Origin of the sequence: Belliella filtrata (assembly GCF_022549775.1) — a bacterium.
Taxonomy (GTDB): Bacteria; Bacteroidota; Bacteroidia; order Cytophagales; family Cyclobacteriaceae; genus Belliella; species Belliella filtrata.
This window is the reverse complement of sequence record NZ_JAKZGP010000006.1, coordinates 70,557-85,336: the sequence shown is the minus strand read 5'-3', so window position 1 is coordinate 85,336 and position 14,780 is coordinate 70,557. Positions and strand designations below refer to the sequence as shown.

The 14,780-nt window shown below is 38.4% G+C and carries 11 protein-coding genes; 9 read left to right on the top strand and 2 right to left on the bottom strand.

Going from position 1 to position 14,780, the window contains the following annotated elements; translation table 11 throughout:
* Positions 1-51: 51 nt before the first annotated feature.
* Positions 52-1,698, bottom strand: coding sequence for a UxaA family hydrolase (locus MM239_RS04310; RefSeq protein WP_241346894.1), 1,647 nt, complete (start codon positions 1,696-1,698; stop codon positions 52-54).
* Between the two features lie 104 nt (positions 1,699-1,802).
* On the opposite strand from MM239_RS04310, the gene MM239_RS04305 reads away from it, so the two are divergent.
* The 8 genes from MM239_RS04305 (at position 1,803) to MM239_RS04270 (ending at position 10,481) form a co-directional block, all read left to right on the top strand.
* Entirely contained in the window at positions 1,803-2,798 is a 996-nt protein-coding gene (locus MM239_RS04305; RefSeq protein ID WP_241346893.1) for a sugar kinase, read from the top strand.
* A 173-nt stretch (positions 2,799-2,971) separates the two neighbouring features.
* The gene (locus tag MM239_RS04300; protein ID WP_241346891.1) at positions 2,972-3,631 is read left to right on the top strand and encodes a beta/alpha barrel domain-containing protein; all 660 of its coding nucleotides are present in this window, start codon (positions 2,972-2,974) and stop codon (positions 3,629-3,631) included.
* A gap of 24 nt (positions 3,632-3,655) precedes the next feature.
* Positions 3,656-4,636 carry a TRAP transporter substrate-binding protein gene (locus tag MM239_RS04295; protein ID WP_241346889.1) on the top strand — a complete coding sequence of 327 codons (981 nt, stop codon included), beginning with the start codon at positions 3,656-3,658 and terminating at the stop codon, positions 4,634-4,636.
* A 20-nt stretch (positions 4,637-4,656) separates the two neighbouring features.
* Positions 4,657-5,145: a TRAP transporter small permease gene (locus MM239_RS04290; RefSeq protein ID WP_241346888.1), complete on the top strand. Its 489-nt coding sequence runs from the start codon at positions 4,657-4,659 to the stop codon at positions 5,143-5,145.
* A gap of 1 nt (position 5,146) precedes the next feature.
* On the top strand, positions 5,147-6,442 hold the full coding sequence (locus tag MM239_RS04285) for a TRAP transporter large permease (RefSeq protein WP_241346887.1): 1,296 nt from the start codon (positions 5,147-5,149) through the stop codon (positions 6,440-6,442).
* A gap of 207 nt (positions 6,443-6,649) precedes the next feature.
* Complete coding sequence (locus tag MM239_RS04280; RefSeq protein WP_241346885.1) at positions 6,650-7,033, top strand: hypothetical protein; 384 nt, start codon at positions 6,650-6,652, stop codon at positions 7,031-7,033.
* A 63-nt stretch (positions 7,034-7,096) separates the two neighbouring features.
* Positions 7,097-7,969, top strand: coding sequence for a DUF1684 domain-containing protein (locus tag MM239_RS04275; protein ID WP_241346883.1), 873 nt, complete (start codon positions 7,097-7,099; stop codon positions 7,967-7,969).
* 280 nt (positions 7,970-8,249) lie between these two features.
* Positions 8,250-10,481, top strand: coding sequence for a sodium-translocating pyrophosphatase (locus tag MM239_RS04270; RefSeq protein WP_241346881.1), 2,232 nt, complete (start codon positions 8,250-8,252; stop codon positions 10,479-10,481).
* Positions 10,482-11,464: 983 nt separating this feature from the next.
* Here the strand turns inward: MM239_RS04270 and MM239_RS04265 are convergent.
* Positions 11,465-12,883, bottom strand: coding sequence for a Glu/Leu/Phe/Val family dehydrogenase (locus MM239_RS04265; RefSeq protein WP_241346879.1), 1,419 nt, complete (start codon positions 12,881-12,883; stop codon positions 11,465-11,467).
* Between the two features lie 298 nt (positions 12,884-13,181).
* Between MM239_RS04265 and MM239_RS04260 the strand changes: the two genes are divergently transcribed.
* The gene (locus tag MM239_RS04260; protein WP_241346876.1) at positions 13,182-14,780 is read left to right on the top strand and encodes a glycoside hydrolase family 10 protein; all 1,599 of its coding nucleotides are present in this window, start codon (positions 13,182-13,184) and stop codon (positions 14,778-14,780) included.

Sequence of the window (14,780 nt, the reverse complement as noted above, 5' to 3'; positions counted from 1 at the left end):
TTAAATCAGAAGTATAAGAAAAATGCCCGAGGTTAAACTCGGGCATTTTTCTTATAAAGAAACTCCTCTTTTCCAAGGAATGAAGTCGTCTTGCTGCAATATTTGTGCTTTAGTTTTCAATTCCCCACTTGCCACCTTGATGATATGTTCAAGCATTTCTTCTCCCATTTCTGGAATTGATTTTTCTCCTGAGATTATACCTCCAGTGTTTACATCGATGATATCAGGCATTCTTTCTGCCAGTTTGCTGTTTGATGATACCTTTATAACAGGAGTGATGGGATTTCCTGTAGGTGTTCCCAGGCCTGTGGTGAACAAAATAATGTTAGCACCAGATCCTGCCATCGCTGTGGTACTTTCTACATCGTTTCCTGGAGTGCATAGAAGATTTAACCCAGGCTTAGTCGCATATTCTGTATAGTCTAATACATCTACCACTGGAGAATTACCTCCTTTTTTTGCTGCTCCGGAAGATTTCATAGCATCGGTGATCAAGCCATCTTTGATGTTGCCTGGAGATGGATTCATGTCAAATCCTGAACCTACAGCTTCAGCTGAGGCAGCATAAGCTATCATCAATTTGCTAAATTTTTTGGCAATTGTATTATTTACACAGCGATTGATTAGTTCTTGTTCTACACCACAAAGCTCTGGAAATTCAGATAAAATAGATTTCCCACCCATTGCCACAATCAAGTCAGAAACTTGACCTACAGCTGGATTTGCTGAGATTCCAGAGAAACCATCTGATCCCCCACATTCTAGTCCAATGGTAAGTTTGCTTAGAGGTGCGGGCTTTCTGGTGATCTGATCTGCCTCAGTCATCGCCAAGAAAGTTTGTTTTATGGCAAGAGAAAGTAATTGTTGCTCAGTTCCTTCCTTTTGTTGCTCAAGTATAATAACTGGCTTACTGAAGTTTGAATTGAGGTTTTTGATTTTTTCTTGTAAAATAGCTGGTTGCGCATTCTGGCATCCGAGGCTTAGGATGGTTGCTCCTGCTACATTGGGGTTGTTGATATAGCCTGCTATCAAAGCGCAAAGAGCATCTGAATCTTGGCGTATTCCACCACATCCACCTTGATGGGTCAGAAACTTGATTCCATCTATGTTATTGAATAGCCTTTGCTCTTCTTTTTCAATTACTTGTTCTACTTCTAATGCTTCGATAGCCTCTTTTTTTCCTTTTTTGTACAACTCGGCCATTTGTTGCACAAGACTTTTGAAAGGATTTGGTTTGCTAAACCCAAGCTCTTCTATAAATGCTTGTTTGATAATTTCCACGTTTCGGTTTTCGCAAAAAACAAGTGGAACTACAATCCAGTAATTAGCTGTACCAACTTGTCCATCTTCTCTATGAAAGCCATTGAAAGTCCTATTTTTGAACTTGCTGACATCAGGCTTTACCCAGTCAGTGGTTTCTGTTTTTTCACTAAAAGAATTGGCCTCGTGATGTACATTTGAGGTAGTAAGCACTTCTCCTTGAGAAATTTCATGTACAGCTTTTCCTACTATAGAACCATACATATAAATTATTCCATCTTTGGGGATGTTTTCTAAAGCAAATTTGTGTTTTGCGGCAATTTGATTCCTTAAAGTGATGTTTTTCTCTTGAAATTGGATATTTTCGCCTGAAGCTAAATCAGTCAAGGCAACCAAGACATTGTCTTGCGGATGAATTTGTAAAAACTTATGGTTCATTGATTATTTTGTTTATATTGCGCAATCGATTGCACAATTTATGCAAAAGTTTAGGAAACAAAAAAATAATAAAGCATTAATTTAAGCTCAGCAATAATTTAAAGATGGAAATGAAGGTTATTACCCTTGGAGAAGTCATGATGAGGCTAAGTACACCTGGTCATGAGCGCTTCCTCCAGTCTGATCAGTTCAATATTGTATATGGAGGTGCAGAAGCCAATGTTTCGGTTTCTTTGGCCCAGTGGGGGCTAGAAGCTCAACATGTCACCGTGTTTCCTCCACATGATTTGGGTAAAGCTGCCACTCAATACCTTAGACAGATGGGTGTAGGTATAGATCATGTTTTTTCTGCTCCTGGAAGATTGGGACTTTATTTTCTAGAGAATGGTGCCATGCAGCGCTCTTCGAAGATTATTTATGACAGGTTCGATTCTGCTTTTGCAAATTTCGATGCAAGCCATGTTGATTGGGATCAAGTATTTGATGGAGCGGCTTGGTTCCATTGGACAGGAATCACTCCTGCGCTTTCGCAAAATGCAGCGGATATGACTTTGGCTGCACTCAAAGCTGCACATGCTAGGGGGGTTAAGATCAGTGGAGATATCAATTATAGAAGAAATCTCTGGCAATACGGCAAAGGGCCATTAGATGTGATGCCAGAGCTTATTCAATATACGCATGTTGTTGTCGCTGGATTGGCAGATTTTGAAAACTGTATGGACATCAAGGCTTCAAGTTACGAAGATGCTTGTGATGCCGCCAAGAAGGCATTTCCACAGATCAAATATATTACCACTACAGAGAGAGATTCTATATCAGCCTCGGAAAATGGACTTCATGCTGTCTTATGGAATGGAAAAGAATTGCTCAAGTCAAAGGCTTATCAAATGACTCATATTGTTGATAGAGTAGGGGGCGGAGATGCATACATGGCAGGCTTGATCTATGGTCTATTACAACATGAAGATCAAGAAGCGCTAGAGTTTGCAGTTGCAGCATCTGTACTCAAGCATAGTATTCCAGGTGATGCTAACTTAGTCAGCCTTGATGAAGTTCAGGCCTTAGTAAGAGGAGAACATGTTGGGAAGCTTCTGAGGTAGAGAAAGGGTAACATGATAAATGAAACAAAAGTAAATGCATGGGTATAGAAAAATGTACAATGTACAAAGAACCAAGCGGCAATTCTCAAACCTATGCAAGGTTTTTCAATCTAAAATGAAAAATCTAATATAGGTAGCTATCGGGACTAAAATCTACAATTATAACCATAACAATGAATCAACAAAAAAAAATTCTTCAAGCCATGAATGAAACAGGAATGATTCCTGTCTTTAATCATTCTGACATTGAAGTTGCAAAATCAGTTTTGAAATCAGCTTATGAAGCTGGAGTAAGAGTTTTTGAGTTTACCAATAGAGAAGCAAATGCATTTGAAGTATTCAAAGCTTTGAAAATCTATAGTGAATCTTTTGAAGGTCTTTACTTAGGTATAGGTACTATTTTTACTGTGAAAGATGCTCAGCAGTTCCTCTTTGCGGGAGCAGATTTTATAGTCTCCCCAGCATTGATTCCAGAGGTAATTCATTATTGCAATATGAAAAGTGTACTTTGGGTTCCTGGATGTGCGACCATTTCTGAGGTATTTCAAGCTAAAACTTTTGGCGCACAGTTGGTCAAGGCATTTCCTGGTAATTTGCTAGGAGCTGGATTTGTAAAGGCTGTGAAATCAGTTATGCCTGATTTGAACATTATGCCTACAGGTGGGGTGGAACCAACATCAGAAAACCTTTCTACTTGGTTTGATGCAGGTGTTTTTTGTGTAGGGATGGGTTCTCAACTTTTTGAAAAACAAGTCATTAGTTCGGGACAGTATCAGGTACTTGAAGAAAAAATAAGTGCGACACTTACATTAATTCAAAAGATTAGATCTTAAAATTCAACCCAAAATACAATTTTAATGAAATTTAAGCTTAGTGTTTTATTCTTCATCATGGTCTTTGGGATCACAGCTTGCAAAGGTCCTGGCGGAGTGAGGGTCATCAAGCTAGGACATGGCCTAGGAGTGACTCATCCGGTGCATGAAGCCATGGTTTTTATGGCAGACAAGCTCAAGGAAAAGTCTAATGGTGAAATGATTATCAAGATTTATCCAAATCAACAGCTTGGATCAGAGCGAGAATTGGTTGAGCTTCTACAAATAGGAAGTCTTGGGATGACTAAGGTCTCATCAGCTGTAATGGAGAGTTTTGCTCCGAAGCTTCAAGTACTCAGTATGCCTTATTTGTTCACTGATGATGCGCATAGGGACATAATCCTCAAGGGGCCTATTGGAAAGCAATTGCTTTTGGATGGTGAAGACTTTTGGTTGAGAGGATTGTGCTACTACGATGCTGGCAAAAGAAGTTTTTATACTAAAAGTAAACCAGTTTCAAGCCCAGAAGATTTAAAAGGTTTAAAAATCAGGGTTATGGAGAGTAATACAGCCATCAATATGGTCAAGAACTTCGGTGGCTCACCGACTCCAGTATCCTATGGGGAACTCTATACAGCCTTGCAACAAGGGATAGTAGATGGTGCGGAGAACAATCCTCCAAGCCTGTTTACCTCAAGACACTATGAAGTTTGTAAATACTACTCTATTAATGAGCATACGGCGATTCCTGATATCATGATCATCAGTACCAAGGTCTGGAATCTACTTTCTGATCAAGAGAAACAATGGCTACAAGAAGCAGCAGATGAGTCAGCCACTTACCAATACAAAATCTGGGCAGAATCAGTAGAAGAGTCATTGTCCGAAATGGAAAAGGCAGGAGTTGAAATCATCTATCCAAAGCACGATGGATTTAGAGAGGCTGTGGAAAGTATGTATGAAGACCTGAAAGTATCAGATCCGCAGTTATATGCTGTAGTAGATCAAATTAGAAAAACCCAATAATATTCCAAACAATAGTTTACATGTTTAGTGAGAAAATGAAAATATTTACAGACAAAATCATGTCATCAGCATTGATCATGTTGATGGGCTTGATGGTTTTGAATGTAACCTGGCAAGTGTTGTCTAGGTATTTGCTACAAAGTCCAAGTTCTTTTACAGATGAACTTTCACGATATATGCTCATTTGGCTAGGTATGCTTGGAGCAGCATATGTAGCTGGTCAAAATCAACACCTTGCCATAGACATTGTATTACGTAGAGCAGAAGGGCAGGCAAAGGTTCGATTGCAGCTTTTGATCAATGTATTGATTATCTTTTTTGCTTTGATCGCGATGGTCTTAGGTGGGAGTAATTTGGTATATATCACGATGATGCTAGGACAAAAATCGGCTACTTTACAAATTCCACTTGCTTTTGTTTATGGCATTATCCCTTTTAGTGGTCTATTGGTGATCTATTATCAATTGGTCTTTATTTTTCAAATGATGAGAACTTCAAAAGCAATTTAACATGGAGTATATAAGCATAATCATTCTCGTATTGACATTTATCACTTTGATGGGAATTGGGGTTCCTGTAGCCTGGAGTTTAGGACTTTCAAGTTTATTGACACTTTTGGTTTCTGTGACATTTATACCATCGGCTACCACTATAGCACAGCGAATGGGGACTGGATTGGATAGTTTTTCTTTATTGGCCATACCCTTCTTCGTACTGGCAGGGGAGATCATGAATAGAGGAGGTATTGCCAATAGGCTGATAGAATTGGCAAAGGCGATCACAGGAAGACTTCCTGGAGGGCTGTTGTATGTCAATGTGATAGCGGCCATGCTTTTCGGTGCCATCGCTGGATCAGCCGCAGCAGCGGCTTCGGCCATAGGTGGTATACTTGGCAAAAGAATGGAAAAGGAAGGCTATCCTAAAGAACTTGGTGCAGCTGTAAATATCACTTCATCAACTACAGGTTTGATCATTCCTCCCTCGAACATCCTTATTGTTTACTCATTGGCTTCAGGGGGAGTTTCTATTGCGGCACTATTTATAGCTGGTTACTTACCTGGGATATTTATCGGTCTATTGCTCATGCTTACAGCAGCAATTTTTGTCAAAAGAAAGCATCTTCCTGGTGGTGAAGTAACTTCAATCAAAGACTTAGTTAGTAAGTTTCTAAAAGCTTTTCCTAGCTTGATGCTATTAGTTGTAGTGATGGGAGGTATTGTAGGCGGGGTTTTTACCGCAACGGAGGCTTCAGCAATTGCAGTGATATATACCTTGGGGCTCTCATTTTTTTACAAAGAGTTGAAGTGGAAAGAACTACCTGCTATACTTTTAAAATCCTCAGAGACCACTGCAGTAGTGATGTTGCTGATTGCTACTTCGATGAGTATGTCTTGGGTGATGTCTAGTGAAGATATTCCACAATCTATTTCTTCCGCATTATTGTCTGTGAGTGATAACATCTGGGTGATTTTATTACTCATTAACATTCTCTTGCTATTTGTCGGCATCTTTATGGATATGACTCCAGCGGTTTTAATATTTACGCCGATATTTCTTCCCATAGTGACTGCATTAGGAATTGACCCTGTTCACTTTGGTATTATCATGATCCTCAACTTATGTATTGGCTTATGTACGCCACCTGTAGGGTCAGTCTTGTTCATTGGTGTGGGGGTTGCTCAAACAAATATAGAAAAGGTTGTCAAGCCACTGGTGCCGTTTTTTATTGCAATGATCTTAGGGCTTATTGTGATCACAGTTTGGCCTAGCTTGACACTTTGGTTGCCAAGAATGTTTGGCTTATAAAATTCTCGTTGATTTAATGGTTAATAATTTGAAATAAGAGGCTGGCCAATGGTTAGCCTTTTTTTATTTCCAAAAGTCCTCAATAAATTTGTAATAGATTATGATGAAAAAATATTAATTTGAATGGGTAGAATAATCCTGGTCGCTCTTATGGAGCTAAAAAGCACTGAATTAAAATTATTCTACAAGATATTTTATATTTAGCCCATGAAAGTATTTGATAAATTTTCCTACAAAATCTTGATCATTGTTTTTAGTGCACAGTTTCTTGTATCTATTTTGGGTATTTTGATATCGAATAAGAATGAATTACCATATGCAATCTTGATCATCAGCGTAATTGGAATTGGTTTAGCTATTTATAGCAAACGAATTCCATATGTTGCTGTAAATGATAAATCAGTAATCAAATTTGGGCTTTTTAAAAATCAGGAAATGGCCCTTGATGAGATTCAAGCCATTCAAAATGGTTCTGGTGAACTAATCTTGGAAAGCGATTCAACTCTTATGAAACTTAAAACAGCGAATCTTGATGCCTCAGAAATTGTTTCTTTAGTAGCTTTGATTAGACAAAAAGCTGGTATATCTTGAGGAAGTTTACCACCTTATCCTTTCACCCTCTTTCCTTTACTTATGCTCAAATTGAATAGATACTTGATCATAATTAGCCTGAGTGTTGCTTTTGCATGTACTTCTCCAGAAGTAAATCATTATGCCATAGAAGAGCCTGATCACCAAAAAGAGATCTCTTCTTGGTATAGTGATAGGATAAACTCATTGAAGTCTGAGAATGGATGGCTCAACTTAGTAGGTCTGCATTGGTTCGAGGAGGACACCCTTCAAGCATCGGAATTGGATATACCCGATTTTCCAATGATGGGAATCTGGTACACGTCTGCTGGCAAAGTCTACTTTGAGCCCGCACTGGAAAATGTGAAAATTGGTGATGAAGTGATCAATAATCAAGTTTTGATTTTTGATCAAGAACTGGAGCTAGCTTCTACCTTAGCGTATGAAGATTTTCGAGTCACCCCCTTGCAGCGAGGAGATTTAATTGGATTAAGAGTTAGGGATTTGTCAGCAATTCAGGTTCAAGAATTCACAGGCATTGAGAGGTTTCCAGTTTCTTTAGATTGGAGGATAGTAGCTGACTTTGTACCCTATAATCCAGTAAGAGAAATACCTATATCCAATGTCTTGGGGCATACATATCCAGCTAAGACCTTGGGCTACTTGACTTTTGAATATGAAGGAAAAAGGTATCAATTAGATGCATTGGAAGAGGGAGATCAGCTATTTCTAATTTTTTCAGATGGTACTAGTGGAGCCGAGACTTACGGTGGAGGTAGGTATTTGTATGTGAATAAGGCTGATCCTTTCGGTAAGGTTATTGTAGATTTCAATAAAGCATTCAACCCACCGTGCGTATTCACGCCATTTGCAACATGTCCCTTGCCACCTAGGCAAAACATTCTAACCTTAGCAATAGAGGCAGGTGAGAAGTATTGGGAAAAGGTAATGGATTGAATTCAAGAGCATTAATTTTTTCATGAAACGCTTCCAGCAAACTAGGTGATAACCAATTTTTCACTGCATGATTTTGTTTTTAGAGAAGTAAGAAATCATTTTTAGTTAGAAGGTTTTCGATTGTCAATACATCAAATGGATTATGTTTTCAAATGATTACTTGGTTATATTGAAATGATTCTGGTTAGACAGCCAAAGATTATTTGCCATTTATTGCTTGCTAACTGAATAATAATATATTTGTTAGAAAGTCACTATAACAATAAACCAAAATAATCTTATGGAACAAATGTTTATCTATTTAGTCCCTGTATTAGGGATCGTTGGCCTGATCATCATGGCTATAAAATCAGCTTGGGTCACCAAACAAGATGCTGGAGATGCTACTATGCAAGAGTTAGCAGGTCACATAGCACGTGGTGCCATGGCATTTTTGAGAGCTGAATGGAAGGTGCTTTTTTACTTTGTAGTTATTGCAGGAATTGTTTTGGGTTGGTCAGGAACATTAGTCGAAAATTCCAGCTGGATCATTGCTGTATCATTTGTGATAGGAGCTGTTTTGTCAGCTTTTGCAGGTTACTTGGGGATGAATATAGCCACCAAAGCCAATGTCAGAACCACAGAAGCAGCAAGGACAAGTTTAGCCAAAGCCCTAAAAGTATCTTTCACTGGCGGCTCTGTAATGGGGATAGGAGTGGCAGGATTGGCAGTTTTAGGAATGGGTTCCCTATTTATTCTTTTCTACAATATGTTTGTAGTCTCTACAGGAGGAGATGTCAATGGTGATGCCATGGCTACAGCTTTAGAAGTTTTGGCAGGTTTTTCTTTGGGAGCAGAATCTATAGCGCTTTTCGCTAGAGTAGGAGGAGGGATTTATACCAAGGCAGCTGATGTAGGAGCAGATTTGGTAGGGAAAGTAGAAGCTGGTATTCCAGAAGATGATGTAAGAAACCCAGCTACTATAGCTGATAATGTAGGAGATAATGTAGGAGATGTGGCAGGTATGGGTGCAGATTTGTTTGGCTCTTATGTGGCTACTATTTTGGCATCCATGGTATTGGGTAGGGAGATTGTGTCAGTAGATAATTTTGGTGGAATTGCTCCAGTCTTATTGCCATTAGTAATTGCTGGACTTGGATTGATGTTCTCCATCATCGGGACTTTGTTTGTGAAGATTTCTAGTGAAAATGCTTCGGTACAGTCAGCATTGAATAAGGGAAATTGGATTTCCATAATTCTTACTGTTGCAGCATCTTATTTTGTGATTATGTATATGCTACCAGAAGGTGACTTGATGCTGTCGAGGGGTGGTTCTATTGCGTTTACAAAAATGGGGGTATTTGGTGCAGTAGTCATTGGTCTCATTGTAGGAGCTTTGATGTCTATCATCACAGAATATTACACAGCCATGGGGAAGCGACCAGTGAATTCTATTATCAAGCAGTCTTCCACTGGCCATGCTACCAATATCATTGGTGGATTATCAGTAGGTATGGAATCTACTGTATTGCCAATACTCGTATTGGCAGGTGGTATTTACGGTTCTTTTTTGGCGGCAGGTTTATACGGGGTAGCTATAGCAGCTGCAGGTATGATGGCTACGACAGCCATGCAGCTAGCGATTGATGCATTTGGTCCTATAGCGGATAATGCTGGAGGTATTGCAGAGATGTCTGGGCTACCAAAAGAAGTCAGAGAAAGAACAGATATTTTGGATGCAGTCGGCAATACTACAGCGGCAGCAGGAAAAGGCTTTGCCATTGCTTCAGCAGCGCTTACTGCATTGGCCTTGTTTGCAGCATATGTAGGTCTTGCGGGCATCAATTCGATTGATATATATAAGGCAGATGTCTTGTCAGGGTTATTCGTAGGTGCCATGATTCCTTTTATATTCTCATCTTTGGCGATTGCTGCAGTAGGAAGGGCGGCGATGGATATGGTCAATGAAGTAAGACGACAGTTCAGGGAGATTCCAGGCATCATGGAATACAAAGCCAAGCCGGAGTATGAAAAATGTGTTGAAATATCTACTCAAGCATCAATCAGGGAAATGGTTGCTCCAGGAGCCATTGCTTTGTTATCGCCTATTATTGTTGGCTTTGCTTTTGGTCCGGAAGTTTTGGGTGGCCTTTTGGCTGGCATTACCGTTTCAGGTGTTTTGATGGGGATTTTTCAAAACAATGCAGGTGGAGCATGGGACAATGCGAAAAAATCTTTTGAAAAAGGTGTAGAGATAGATGGTAAAATGGAGTTCAAAGGATCAGAAGCACATAAAGCTTCCGTAACAGGTGATACTGTAGGAGATCCGTTCAAAGATACATCAGGTCCATCTATGAATATTTTGATTAAGCTTACTTCTATTGTGGCTTTGATCATCGCACCTCATATCTCTGAAGTGCCTCATGGTACGGTTTCTGATTCAGGTTTTGTGGAGGATTCAAAAGAAATCACTTTGATAGAAGAGAATAGTGAAGCTAAACTAGAAACTATTGAAAGATTAAAAATTCAATAGATTACTTATTAGAGCTGTTATTGAGTCGTCTGATTAAATGGTCTCAAAGTAAATGATAACTAAAATCCGCAGACCTTTCAGGTTTTTATTGACTAACAATCAGTTGTTAGAAGAAATCGAGTGAAACTTGGAAGGTCTTGTATTACGATAAATCAATCGATTACAGCCTTCTCTTGCGGATTTTAGATGATAACTTAATTCTATCGAACGCCTTTCAAAAGAAATTAATTTGAATCGAACTAGTATTGATAAGTACTACAATCCTTTGATTTTGTAATGAAAAAAGAGGCTCCATTAGTGAGCCTCTTTTTGTGTGATGGTTCAAAGCATATGTTGTGTTATTCTGAAAGGCCTATTTAATACAAAAAACCAAATAACCATAAGGGTATTTTATTTCCAATTCCAAACTCTAGGTCATCTAAAGCCAAAAATGAGTTTTCTACATTTTTGATCTGGTTATAAAATTAAGGACGTTCAGCTGTCACATATAGCCCTTTTTCTACCCCTCCTGTAATTTGCTTCAAAAATTGTAGCAATAAAATGGTTTTGACCACACCTCTTAGACCCTTTATCCCCAGAAATCTTTCCTTTACAAGCAAATCTTCGTATAAATATCTATGAGAGCTGCTTTAGAATGTTTTATTAATTCCCTTGGTATTTTATTAGCTCTTCCATGCATTATGATTTGATTGTAAATCAAAAACAATATAAAATTGATTTGAGAACAAATCAATAATTTGAATTTTATGGCTTGACTTTAAGTCAATGGTGTAGCAATTACTAAAACAAGATTAATTTATTGCAGAGGAACACAAAAAACACAGTTATTCATCCATTTCCCAGCCTCCTTATTTGAGAAAATATATTTTTAATCTATTGTTTTTCAATTGATTATTGCTTAGAATACTATGCTCTTAGATTTTGTAATAAAAAAAGGCTCCCGTGAACCTCTTTTTTTGAAAATGATAAAGCTTATGTGAGTCTTAAGGGAAAATTCCCAAATCCATATAACTCACAGCTATTCTTTCTATGGCAAGAATAAATGCCGCAGTTCTCAAACTTTGGATATTTTTGTCTTTTCGGGTTTTGTTCATTGCATGATATGCTTCCACCATGGTTTCTTCAAGTCCAGAAAGTACTAGATCTCTTTCAGAAGCTCCTTTGATCAAGAGGTCTTTTTCTTGGTCTGTGAATCTTTCACCAGTAGCATTTTCTATAGTTTTCAATAATTTATCATACTTCTCCATATCGTACCTCTTCTCAAGCTTTCCAAAAGAAACACGCGAAAGATTTTTAAGCCACTCGAAGTAGGAAACAGTCACCCCACCTGCATTGAGGTACATGTCTGGAATCACCAATACACCATTTTCGAGAAGTATTTTTTCAGCTTCTTGTGTCACCGGGCCATTTGCAGCTTCAGCTATTATCTTAGCCTTGATGTTTTTTGCATTTTCTTTAGTGATTTGATTTTCCAATGCTGCCGGAACCAAAATATCACATTCATAAGTCAGCATTTCCAAGCTGTTCTTAATGAACTCACCTTTGGTGTAGCCTTTGAAACCTTTGTTTTTTAACTGGTAAGACTTAAGTGCTTCAATATCTACCCCATCTGGATCATAGATACCACCATTCCATTCAGCAACTCCTACAATCTTTGCACCAGCTTCTTGAATGTATTTTGCAGAATAGAATCCTACGTTACCCAAGCCTTGGATGATTACAGTTTTTCCTTTCATGCCTACAGAAAGACCAAGCAATTGCATGTCTTCTTCCACTTGTACAGCTTCTCGGACTCCAAAGAACACACCTTGACCTGTGGCTTCTGTTCTGCCATCAATCCCGTGTTGAGATAGTGGCTTACCTGTAACACAGCCTTTAGCATTGATAAGTTCGGGATTGAATGCTTCATAGGTGTCTACTATCCATGCCATTTCTCTTGCACTTGTACCGTAGTCAGGTGCTGGAACATCTATAGCTGGACCAATGAATTTTTTCTTGATCAATTCCGAAGTGTATCTTCTTGTAATTTTCTCCAGTTGATTCTCATTGTATTTCAGAGGATCAATCCTTACTCCACCTTTTGCTCCTCCAAAAGGAACATTTACCAATGCACACTTATAAGTCATCAAAGCAGCAAGTCCTTTGACTTCATCTTCGTTGACATGCTCACTGTACCTGATACCACCTTTTACAGGGAGTTTATGGTGCGAATGCTGAACCCTATAACCAGTCAATGTTTCGTAGGTTCCATCTTCATGTCTAAGTGGGAAATTGAATTTGTAGATACTGTTACACTGCTTGATCTGCTCTATCAATCCAGGGTTGAGATTCATGTGTTTTGCTGCATCATCTACAAAGCCACATACATCATTGAATAAACTGTATTTTTGTTCTTTACTCATAAAAATTAAATTATTTGTTAAAGCTTTAATTTACGAATCATTTGGAAAATGTTGAGGCAATCATCCAAAATTTCCTAAATATCTAACAGCTTTTACCATCAAATGTTAAGTTTTTAAATATGTATTTGAGTTTTCTTGTTAGTTTTCGATCTAGTTTTTTACTTGCGTGGTATTTGGACGATATTTTGCTCATGTGTGCCAATGCGTATATTGAATTCTTAATTTATATTTGATCAACTTGAAAATAAATCTCTATAATTTCAGATGGCTAACTTTTGCTATAGTCCTAATTGTCCTAGTGCAATCATGTAAATCCTCTAAAACTCCAACACCTACTACACAGCCACCTAAGACAGTTGGTGCCCCAAATACCAATCCTCAGATCAGTCTGCCCGAAAAAGTAGTAAATTCTAGATTCTATGATACTTATGAGATTAACTTAAAACCGAGAGATAGAGAGTTTAGAGGCGTTTGGATAGCTACCGTTGCAAATATTGACTGGCCAAAGGCTGGTACAGATAGCTGGGAAAAGCAAAAAATGGATTTTATAGCCATGCTTGATTATTACGAATCGATGAATTTCAATGCTGTGATCGTGCAGGTTAGGACTGCGGGTGATGCATTCTATCCTTCAAGGTATGCGCCTTGGTCGAAGTACCTTACTGGACAGCAAGGCAAAAAGCCATCGACAACAGAAGACCCATTATCATGGATTATTGTGCAGGCTCATCAGCGGGGGATGGAGTTTCATGCCTGGATGAATCCTTATCGAGCTACATTTGACTTAAAGACCGATCAGTTGAGTGCTGATCATGATTTCAAAAAGCATCCAGAGTGGATGATTAAATATGGTCCAAAGTATTATTACAATCCCGGTTTGCCAGAAGTACGCCGGCATTTGGTGAATGTAATCAAAGAAGTAGTTCAGAACTATGATATAGACGCTATACATTTTGATGATTATTTCTATCCGTATAGAATCGATAAAGAAGTTTTCAATGATACTGAATCGTATAAGAAATATGCACAGCCTAATCAACGTATCGATGATTGGCGAAGGGATAATGTAAATGCCTTGATCAAGGAAGTGTACACTACAATAAAAGGCGAGAAGCCTTGGGTGCAATTTGGAGTTAGTCCATTCGGTGTTTGGAGAAACAAAAGTTCTGATCCAAATGGATCAAATACACGAGCTGGTGTAACAAACTATGATGAACTTTTTGCAGATCCTCTGACATGGATTAGGAATGGTTGGCTGGATTATTTGATTCCTCAGCTTTATTGGTCTATGGATTACAATTTAGCATCTCATAGAGAGTTGGTCAATTGGTGGGCAAATCATGCGGGTAAAACGAAGATCTATGTAGGAAATGGACCTTACAAAATCAGAGATAATGCTGATGTTGCATGGAATAATCCTCAAGAGATTTTGGATCAGGTGGATTATGCTAAAAAGGTCAGGGGAATTTCAGGCAATGCTTTTTATTCGGCCACGTCTCTTTATGTGAAAAATAAAGATGTAGCCCAACTTTTGAAAGCTAAAGCATATCCTTCGAAGGTAATCACGCCTGCAACGCTACTTCAGCCCAATAGTGTTTTGGCAAAACCAAGTTTGGGAGAGTTGATAAAGTTTCAAGAAGGCTATCAATTTTTCTTTGAAAAGGGTATTGATCCTTCCTTTGTTTATGTAAATCTCTATGCTGCAAATGGTCTAGATCAATTGATCAATCAACCAGCTCTACATCAGGTTAAAAAAATTCAACTCAGTGAAAGAAATGGAAATGTAATACCTGTTGCAGGCCAAGACCTCCTGTACAAGTTTGTGGTACTTACTTTTGTAGATAGGTATGGAAATGAATCCAAAGGGCAAGTTTTTGAAATCAAATCTTTACCTTAG

Coding starts and splice junctions, on each gene's coding strand:
- MM239_RS04300 (WP_241346891.1), top strand. CDS start 2,972: ATGAATCAACAAAAAAAAATTCTTCAAGCCATGAATGAAACAGGAATG.
- MM239_RS04305 (WP_241346893.1), top strand. CDS start 1,803: ATGGAAATGAAGGTTATTACCCTTGGAGAAGTCATGATGAGGCTAAGT.
- MM239_RS04295 (WP_241346889.1), top strand. CDS start 3,656: ATGAAATTTAAGCTTAGTGTTTTATTCTTCATCATGGTCTTTGGGATC.
- MM239_RS04280 (WP_241346885.1), top strand. CDS start 6,650: ATGAAAGTATTTGATAAATTTTCCTACAAAATCTTGATCATTGTTTTT.
- MM239_RS04265 (WP_241346879.1), bottom strand. CDS start 12,883: ATGAGTAAAGAACAAAAATACAGTTTATTCAATGATGTATGTGGCTTT.
- MM239_RS04290 (WP_241346888.1), top strand. CDS start 4,657: ATGTTTAGTGAGAAAATGAAAATATTTACAGACAAAATCATGTCATCA.
- MM239_RS04310 (WP_241346894.1), bottom strand. CDS start 1,698: ATGAACCATAAGTTTTTACAAATTCATCCGCAAGACAATGTCTTGGTT.
- MM239_RS04285 (WP_241346887.1), top strand. CDS start 5,147: ATGGAGTATATAAGCATAATCATTCTCGTATTGACATTTATCACTTTG.
- MM239_RS04270 (WP_241346881.1), top strand. CDS start 8,250: ATGGAACAAATGTTTATCTATTTAGTCCCTGTATTAGGGATCGTTGGC.